This window comes from Sporosarcina sp. P29 (assembly GCF_002743265.1).
Taxonomy (GTDB): domain Bacteria; phylum Bacillota; class Bacilli; order Bacillales_A; family Planococcaceae; genus Sporosarcina.
This window is the reverse complement of record NZ_PDYX01000087.1, coordinates 1-434: the sequence shown is the minus strand read 5'-3', so window position 1 is coordinate 434 and position 434 is coordinate 1. Positions and strand designations below refer to the sequence as shown.

The 434-nt window shown below is 39.9% G+C and carries 1 protein-coding gene; it reads right to left on the bottom strand.

Annotated elements, in window-relative coordinates:
* Positions 1–130 precede the first annotated feature (130 nt).
* A partial coding sequence (locus tag CSV68_RS16665) for a universal stress protein (RefSeq protein WP_099662670.1) occupies positions 131–434 on the bottom strand: 304 nt, incomplete at its 5' end.

The following is a 434-nucleotide window of genomic DNA, read 5'->3' as shown; positions in this document are numbered from 1 at the left end:
ACTTTTGATCCACTTTCATACGCAATTACTCAGCAAGAGCGTCCCACCAGATTCCATGACATAATTAAGTGGGAGGAATATGAAAAATAAAAAGAGATGGTAGTTCACTATACTGAACTACCATCTCTTTTTATTTTACCACTGTTACTGGACAGTCCACATGTTTCATCACTTTATGACTGACACTGCCCATCACCATTTCTTGAATTGAATTTAAACCGCGGCTGCCGATGACTAATTTGTTGATTTTCCTATCATTCACATATCTTATTATTTCCTGACTAGGATTCCCTTTAAGCATAATCACTTTCGTATCTACCGCTGCTTCCTTCGCCATAGCTAAAATTGGTTGCATCTTTTGTTCACGTTTCAGTGCTAGGCTTTCCGGACTTTGTGATAACTGTCTGCCGATCTTCGCCTCGCTGAGATCCTCT